Genomic DNA, 8061 nt, shown 5'->3' with positions numbered 1-8061 from the left:
CGGATCTCGTGGTCAGCGTTGAGGGATCCCACCTTACCCATGCGCTTTTCATGATGGCGCGGTATGGAAATATGATCATCTTGAATCCACCAGACCGGACATTGACAGTATTGGCAGATTTGGCCCCGTTTTTCGGCCTATCTGCAGCGATGTTTGTCGGCGAGCCCAAAGGGGGTGGGGCGTTCATGGTGAACGGTGACGAGTTGCTATCGTTTATTGATGCCGCAGTGGCAGACAACAAGACACGGAGGCTGGAGCTGACAAACTTCTTGGAGGCGGTCGAGCGTATTCCGGTTGCGCTCCTTGACTTGGCGTGATCTGAAAAGACTATGCAGAGGGTCTGTCGTCTCGGGTCTGTCGTGCGAGTGTTGCTGAATGCCAGTTGCGAATGACGTGTATGCAACGATGACAGCGACAGACGCAGTTGAGGAAATGAGTCCCCGCCGGCTGTTTATGGTGCTGTCGCCGCGGTCGCTGCCTTACGCGCGGTTGGGGCTGCGCAGCCTGCTGCGCAATGCCGTGGAGCCGTTCACGCTGACGCTGATCACCGATGGCCCCGACGATGTGCGCCAGCTCCAGGACGAGCTCGACGGCCTGCGCGCCGAGCCGGCGCCGCACTTGCGGGCGACGGCGGTCCATGGCGAGGGCGATCTTGCCGAGCTCGAGGAAGAGCGGTTCGGCCGCCATCAGGCGTTGCGGCGGTTCCGTCATGGCCATCCCTGCTGGCGGAAGATCACCGATCCGCTGCTGCTGAGCGCGGCGGGGGAAGAGATGGTCGTGCTCGATCCCGACCTGTATTTTCCCAACCGCTTCAGCTTCGAGCCGACCCTCGCGCGCGGCGTGATGCTGATGTGGCAGCGGCCGTCCTGCCTGCTGCCCGACGAGGTCGTGACCTCGGCCATCACAGCCGGCGTTGCGCTGGCGCATCACACCGATATCGGTGTCGCGCAATGGCGACAGCCGGTCGATCTGGACTGGCTGAACTGGCTGATCGCGACGCTGGAGGCGCCGAGCCTGCCGCGCCACATGCACATCGAATCGATCGTCTGGGCCGCCATCGCCATGAAGATCGGTGGCGGCTACCTGGATCCGGGCAAATGGGTCTGCTGGCACCGCACGCAGTATAAGCGGCTGTTGCGCCGTCTCGGCGTACCCGGCGCAGCTCTGCTGCAGCGGGAGCGGTTCTCCGGGATCAAGTGCTTCCACGCCGGCGGTGAGGCGAAATGGTGGCTCGTCGATGCCCACCAAAACGGCCTGCTCGACGGCGACGACACGGCGACGCAATCGGCGTCGCTGCTGCCATTCCGGGAGCTGCAGCCCTGGCAGTTCCGCATGTTGAAGGCGCGACGGAGCTGGCTGAGGCGACTCGGCTATTACGAACTCATGGGTTGAGCGCGATCTCGCGGTCGATCAGGTCGAGCAGCGCCAGGCTGCGCTCGTCAAATTTGCGCGCGAACAGTTTCGGCGAGGCGCGCAGGCGCTCGGCATCGTCCATGTCCAACGTGCGCGGATAGAGCGGATTCGGATTGTCCCAATCGGCATAGCGCAGATCGTCGCTGACGATGCGGTCGCGGAACGGCGAGTTCGACAGCAGGCTCTGGAAGAACGATTCGTCGGGAATGAAGACGGTCTTGAAATACCGGACATAGGCCGGGTTCTGCCGTACAAAACTGTCGACGTAGGCAATGCAGTCTCTGCTCAGGCACCACCACATTGAGCCGCCATGCGGCCGAAACCCGAGCGGAAAGCGCCGGCGCCATTTGATCTGGATATGCCGGCTGCGAAACGACAGCGTCCAGTAGAGTACGCGGTTGATCGCGTTGTGCTCGCCTTTTGCTTCAGTCCATCGATTGGGCTCGTCGACAAGGAAGGATTCGATGAACTCGGTATTGGGATGCTGATCCAGCTTGGCACGAATCTGGCCGATCGACTTGATCGGGTAGTCCTGGCCCGACAGCAGGAAGGCGCGGTCGAAAGCGAGTTGTCGGGCGATGGCTTCTCGCATGCAGCTCAAGGTTGCTGACACGATACCGAATCGACCCCAATAGCAGCGGTGGCGTTCCCTGCAGAGAAACACCTGCCTGGGCAACTGTTCCGATAATGTCTGCAGGTCCTGATAGACTTCGGCGCCCGTACGCTTATCCACGTGAATCACAAAGGTTGCCCCATTGTCACGCAGGCGCTCGATCAGGCGAATGACCTGACGCGGCGCCTTGTGGCAAAGGATGAAGAAGGCAAGCTTCGTTGGCGCCATTCTTGAGTGGCCGAGTATAGGAAAGTGCAGTCACGGTGGCGTCAAGGGCAGACGGTACCCAAACGACAGTCTATTCTTATGGTATTTCCAAGAAGTCTGGAACAAATATCGGCTACAAACTGCGATGGACGCACTTCAGGGTTAAACGTGCTGCCGGCTTATCATCAAATCTGATGTTCGCAGGACCTCTTCCCCGGAAAACCGATACCCTGTGGGCGATGCCGTACCCACCACGAAGCCAGTTTGAATGCCGATTCTGGAAGACCAATGGCGATGAACCGCGGTAAAGCGATCGGATGGCTCCATGATCAGAAGCCCGCATCCCGGATCAAGCGTATAGCAGCAATGTGCTATCTGACTTCCTTCCATTGAAACCACAAGTTTTGCGCGTAGGAGGGTCTTGATGATGAAATCGAGGTTATGGGTCGCGATATCAAGGAGCTCGAAATCGTTTCGGGCCAGAAGCTCAAGCAAGCGCTCTTCCTCAAAGATCGTTCTTGCGACCCCAGTCTCCCCCCGTCTTAGATAAACGAGCTTGTCCCTCGGTCCTGATGAGGGATGTCTTGACTTGATTAATTGAGATAGGATTCCGTACCGCTTGGCCTTCAGGCTGTTCTGGCCGAAATCCTGGTAAATGATCAGATCGTCTACGATTGCTCGGTCAATAGGAGTCCAGGTTTGCCCAAACAACGCTGCGTACTGTGACTTGTGGGTCCATGCAGGCGTTGTAAAACTGACGACTGCGCCGGTTTCACGGGCAAGCAGATATTGCAAGCAATCGTCGCGAAGCCAATGCCCAAAGTAGCGGTGTCCAATGGCGCTCGACGCAAGTCCTGCCGTTTTTAGATGGGGCACAGCGGCATCGCGATTGCCTTCAATCTTGTCAGCGACGAAATGCCGAAGATTTCTCGAATATACTGATCCATCAAGCACTGCTGCATTCTTGACGTGATAGGCGATGGTCGCCGCGTGCGTGTATGTCGGTGCAAGCATGCTCTCGATCTCGTCTGCCAGCGGACGATGCTCTGTGCCTGCCGTTAGTCGTTCCAATTGGTTCTCGAGAAAAACAGTAGGACGATTCTCGGTAATCTCTTCGGGACAAAGCAGCTCGCATTCCGTGGCGACGGACGCGAGTGACCCCGGTCCGCGAATAATTCGTTCGGCCAATCGAAGATAAGGGGAGAGTCGAAGACGAGCAGCGTCTCTTCTATTAATATGCATTATTCGTCTTCTAAGCATCGCTAAAACGGAAGGAAGCCAAGCGACTCGTCATGTGCTTTAGTCAAAACCGCTTACGGATGCTAGGTTTGTATCGGCCGGAGCTCAAGTTATGAGCCCTAATCCATGCGATCTGGCAGGGTTTATCCTCCAGCCAGGCTGCGACAAATGCACCCATGGTGACTGGCAGTTGAATTCGGTTCCAGGCTTCCTCTGAGCGTGCCGAGAGTGCTTCGTAGAGCGGAGGGTCGTTCAAGACTTTGACAATGGCTCTCGCTAATTGGTTCACGTCTCCCGCTTCAAAAATGACAGCGCTCTCACCATCTGCCAGCGCGTTGCGAAACATCGGGTGATCAGAGGCGACGATCGGCGTACGAGCCGAAAGCGCTTCGTAGATCGTCAGCGGCAGCCCTTCCGGATAATCATGTCGCGATGGAATGACCACGAGATCGGCTTCGCGCATCAGCCGCGGAACATCCTCATTGGGAACGACACCAAGGAACGACACGGCATTCTCGGTCTTCAATGAGCTTGCCAACGCGGCCATGCTGCCATCGGCATCGCGTCCGGCCAGCGCCAGCGAGACCGGATAGCCCTGTTGGCGAAGCCTCGCTGTTGCCTGCAGAAGATCCCCGACGCCCTTCGCCTGCGACAGGCTGCCGACGTAGAAGATCTTGCGGAGACTATCCCGCCCAAGGCTGCGAGGGGCATAATCGGAGGGGCTATGCGCCGGAGGCCAGTCCCAGGGCACGATCTTTTCGGCGTGCACGCCGATTCCTGCGAGCGCGAGGCAGGCGCTGATCCCATGATTGCCGACCCATTCGATCATCGGATCGTTGAGCTGACGGGCCAGCAAGCGATGGCGGATCGCCGCGCGCAGACCGCTGGCGTTGAAGGAGTCTGCCAGCGGCACGATGGTTCGTATCCGGTTCTGTCTCGCCCATCGCAGCACGGGCGCCAATGGCGAGTTGATGGACAGGCGGTTGGGGCTCGTTTTTGCAATGAACGGGATCAGGGATGCGGGCTTGAAACCTGGGCGCAAGCCGGCGCCAATCGCCCGAACGCCATTTGAGAGCACTCGATCGTAGCTGGTGTCGCTGACGGCGCAGATCACCGCGACCTGCTCGAGCTGCTTGGCCAGGGAGCCGACGAATTCCACGGATTGGCGCTGCGCATAATAGGTTTCCTTGCCGCCGGCCGAGAGCCGCTCAAAAGCCTCCCGGTAATCGCCGGCATACTGAACGATTGTGAATCGCAAGCTCATTGCTGTAGGTCCGCCGGGATTTCGGTTCAGATGTCCGGGAAGGTCACGGAAGGGCTCCCGTCCCGAAGGGCGTCAATTCGTTACGCAGCATCAGCAGGCTTGAGGAGAACGCGTAATCTAGTCACTGTCCAAGAATAGTCGTTTGAGTTCTCTCGCAGATGTCGCGACATGGTGCTGGATATTCACCCGCTCGAAAGCCGCCTGTCCCATGCTCTGCAGCTTTGCTGGCGTGCTATCAAGACAGCTACGCATGGCAGCAGCAAGCGCGGTAACGTCACCGGCAGGAACCAGCCAGCCGTGCTCCTGGTCCCTGACAAGCTCGGGAATTCCCGCAACAAACGTAGAGATGATCGGGCGGCGGAGGGCCATCGCTTCCATGATCACAACCGGCAATCCTTCCGCGAAGCTCGGGAGAACCAGCGCTCGCGCATTTCGGAGGTGCGATCGCACCTCTGTCGAGCTGGCCCATCCCGTGATGCGCACACGATCGTCCAGCGAGAATTCAGTGATCAGGGCCGCGATATCCCGACGTTGCTCGCCGTCGCCAACGAGGATCAGCTCAAAATCGACATCCGCCTCGGCCAGCAATCGTGCGGCCTGGATCAGCATGAGCTGACCCTTCTGCTCGCAAAGTCGGCCCACGCAAACCAGGTTCCGAGTTTCACGATAGTCGGACTCTGCTTCGAAGTCTGCTTGGTCCAGTCCGCACCGGACCACCTGGATCTTACTCCAATGCATGGACTCGACCAGCCGGAACAGCTGGCTGCGGCCGAACGAACTGATCGCGACGACAAAGGCGGCGTGGCGAACTTTTTCCGCAAGTCCCAAAAGGGGCGCCTTGTCGAACTCCTCTGGCCCGTGCACAGTGAAGCTGAAGGGCGGACCGCCGAGCGAGTGCACCAGCATCGCCACCTCCGCGGAGTTTGTGCCGAAGTGGGCATGAACATGCGCAACGCCGGATTGGCGCAGCCAGTGCAAGATCAGGCAGGCCTCGGCTAGATAAATCAGGTGATAGGGCAGGGAGCGTTCGGCCCTCCGTGCCATGTGAAAGGCCAGCAGCAAAGTCCGCGCAAAGGCGCCGGGCCGTGTGAGCGCTGCCGAGGCGGCCGCCATACAGATCGCAAGGGCCCCCGTTTGCAGGACATAACGGGTTCTGGCGCGCTCGGCGACATCTGCCTCATCGACAAGGTCAGCGTCCCATCCACGGATGGAGATGCGCGTCACCTCCAGCCCCTCACGCTCCAAGGCCAGGATTTCACGGCGAATGAAGCTGTGGCTGACCTTCGGATACTGGTTGACGAGATAAGCGATGCGCATGTCACTTGTACTCAATCAACCGGCCGTGACGGCCCTGGAGCCGATTACGCAAGAAAAGGAGCTGCCCCCAGGCTTCCGGAAAGCGCGAGAGCTGCTCAAAGAACGCGAGCAGGATGCGGGTGCGAAACCTTCCAGACATTCTGCGGCTGCGCCGCAGAATCTGCGCTGGATAGATCAGCAGCAGCAACAGCGCGATGGGCCCGACGAGCAGAAGCGCGGATAGGATCGCCAACGGAATGAGACACGCCCAGACCAAGGCTCTGCGCGATTCCCAGACCCAATGCCGCTCGTCGGAGTTGCCGTGCAGATGAGCGCCTTGAGCGAAAGCATAGCCACTGCGAGCCTGGCGTCGCCACCATTGCGAGAAGTGATGCATGGAGGCGTCGTGCAAGGTCATTTCGCGATCGAGGCGCCAGATCGTCCAGCCCGCGGCGCGGAGCCGCAAGCAGAGCTCAGGCTCCTCGCCAGCGATCATATCTTCTCGATAGCCGCCCGCCGCCTTAAACGGGTCGACCCGCATCATGACATCTCCGCCGCAGGCTTTGGCTTCGCCCACCGGCGTATCCCATTCCCGATCGCACATCAGATTGTAGATCGATCGATCTGGAAATCGCTCCCGGCGGCGCCCGAATATGGCGCAGACCTTCCGATGATCGACGAGATAAGAAATCGCGGCGGTCGGCCAGTCAGGTCGCAGCTCGCAGTCACCATCGACGAACTGAACGAAATCCAGATCGGGTACAAGCTGGAGCAATCGTTGCATCCCGACATTGCGAGCGCGTCCGGCCGTGAAAGGTAAGCTCATCTCCAGCGAGACGACGTCGATCCCTGCTTGCGCGGCGAAGGCCACTGAGCCATCCGTCGAGCCAGAATCGACATAGACGATCCGAGTGGCGCCGCTAATGGAGCTCAGGCAGCGCTTCAGCCGCTCACCCTCGTTGCGGCCGATTGCCACGACGCCAAACGCGGGAGGAGCTGACTTGGACATCATGAAGATGACTACGTTCGGCGTGGCTTGACGACGGCAGGTACGCCGACAGCAATCGAGTCGTCGGGAACATCAGAGATCACCACGGCGTTGGCGCCAACGATGACATTATTTCCGATGCGGATGGGCCCGAGAAGCTTCGCGCCTGCACCGATATCGACATTGTCGCCGATGATGGGGGCCACCTTCTCCTCCACACGGCGAAGTCCGATCGTGACGCCATTTCTGATCCGGCAATGGTCGCCGATGCGAGCGTAACCGCTGACGATGATGCCGCCGAAATGGTCGATGACGAAGTTGCGGCCAACCTCCGCTTCGCAGGGCAGCTCGATTCCGGTCAAAATCTGAATCATCTTGAAAGAAATCTTGTAGAGTGCAGAAAAGAGCTTGCGCAGGGGCAAGGGGCGAATCCCATAGCGCCAGCGACCAAATCGGTAGACCAGCATCGCCCAAAATCCTTGCGCGCCCCAATTGTAGTCATAGGCTCGCAGGTCATGTCTGATATTGTCGAACATGCGGATATGGTCTCTGCGCGCTACCGCGTCGGTCTCGTCGCCCAGCCGGTTGGACCGAGAAGGGAAAGAGAAAGCTTCAGTTTCTGCCGCTGGGCGTTCCGAGGGCGACCTTGCGAGGGACGCACGAGATCCTTCAAGAGATCAAGCATGGCGCCGCAGCCGGTGAGGACAAGAAAAGCCAGCAATCCACTCAGACCATGATACTTGCGGAAATACAACATTTCACTTTCGATCTGTAGCCGCGCGATCTGCCGTCCTGCGGCAGTTAGCCCGGCGTCAGCTTTCGCGCTTTCGCCGCCAATGTGAACGACCGTCGTGTCGCCGAAATAAGTGACGTGCCAACCGGCTTGCTTCATGCGCCGGCAATGATCGACCTCTTCATAATAGACGAAAAATCGCGGATCGAAGAGGCCGACCTGATCGATGGCCGATCTTCTGATCAGATAGAAGCAGCCGGGGACCCAGTCGCAAGAGCGGGATCCGACATGATCCCAATCCATATCAT

Annotated in this window: 8 protein-coding genes and 1 pseudogene; 2 read left to right on the top strand and 7 right to left on the bottom strand. The window is 59.1% G+C overall.

Annotated features, from left to right (window positions below; all coding sequences use genetic code 11):
• A pseudogene (locus BRAS3809_RS36800) lies at window positions 1-317 on the top strand (glycosyltransferase family 61 protein); the annotation flags it as partial.
• 115 nt (window positions 318-432) lie between these two features.
• A complete protein-coding gene (locus BRAS3809_RS24240) occupies window positions 433-1392 on the top strand; it encodes a hypothetical protein (RefSeq protein WP_240535760.1) in 960 nt (319 codons plus the stop codon).
• Here BRAS3809_RS24240 and BRAS3809_RS24235 read toward each other — a convergent pair.
• The 7 genes from BRAS3809_RS24235 to BRAS3809_RS24205 all read right to left on the bottom strand — a co-directional run.
• Window positions 1382-2254 (bottom strand): beta-1,6-N-acetylglucosaminyltransferase, encoded by an 873-nt coding sequence (locus BRAS3809_RS24235; protein ID WP_008964673.1) that lies wholly within the window; start codon window positions 2252-2254, stop codon window positions 1382-1384. The genes BRAS3809_RS24240 and BRAS3809_RS24235 overlap by 11 nt on opposite strands.
• Window positions 2255-2395: 141 nt before the next feature.
• Window positions 2396-3247: a glycosyltransferase 61 family protein gene (locus BRAS3809_RS34505; protein WP_170323324.1), complete on the bottom strand. Its 852-nt coding sequence runs from the start codon at window positions 3245-3247 to the stop codon at window positions 2396-2398.
• Window positions 3248-3536: 289 nt separating this feature from the next.
• Entirely contained in the window at window positions 3537-4736 is a 1200-nt protein-coding gene (locus BRAS3809_RS24225) for a glycosyltransferase (RefSeq protein ID WP_008964670.1), read from the bottom strand.
• A 117-nt stretch (window positions 4737-4853) separates the two neighbouring features.
• Entirely contained in the window at window positions 4854-6053 is a 1200-nt protein-coding gene (locus BRAS3809_RS24220; RefSeq protein ID WP_008964669.1) for a glycosyltransferase, read from the bottom strand.
• A 1-nt stretch (window position 6054) separates the two neighbouring features.
• A complete protein-coding gene (locus tag BRAS3809_RS24215) occupies window positions 6055-7044 on the bottom strand; it encodes a glycosyltransferase family 2 protein (RefSeq protein WP_008964668.1) in 990 nt (329 codons plus the stop codon).
• Window positions 7045-7052: 8 nt separating this feature from the next.
• A complete protein-coding gene (locus BRAS3809_RS24210) occupies window positions 7053-7556 on the bottom strand; it encodes a serine O-acetyltransferase (RefSeq protein ID WP_008964667.1) in 504 nt (167 codons plus the stop codon).
• Between the two features lie 20 nt (window positions 7557-7576).
• Window positions 7577-8061, bottom strand: a 485-nt coding sequence (locus tag BRAS3809_RS24205; RefSeq protein WP_035658089.1) for a glycosyl transferase, incomplete at its 5' end; no start/stop codon positions are given.

The sequence above is a fragment of the Bradyrhizobium sp. STM 3809 genome (assembly GCF_000239795.1).
In the GTDB taxonomy this organism is placed as follows: domain Bacteria; phylum Pseudomonadota; class Alphaproteobacteria; order Rhizobiales; family Xanthobacteraceae; genus Bradyrhizobium.
The sequence above is the reverse complement of the archived record's forward strand: the minus strand, read 5'-3'. Positions and strand labels throughout refer to the sequence as shown.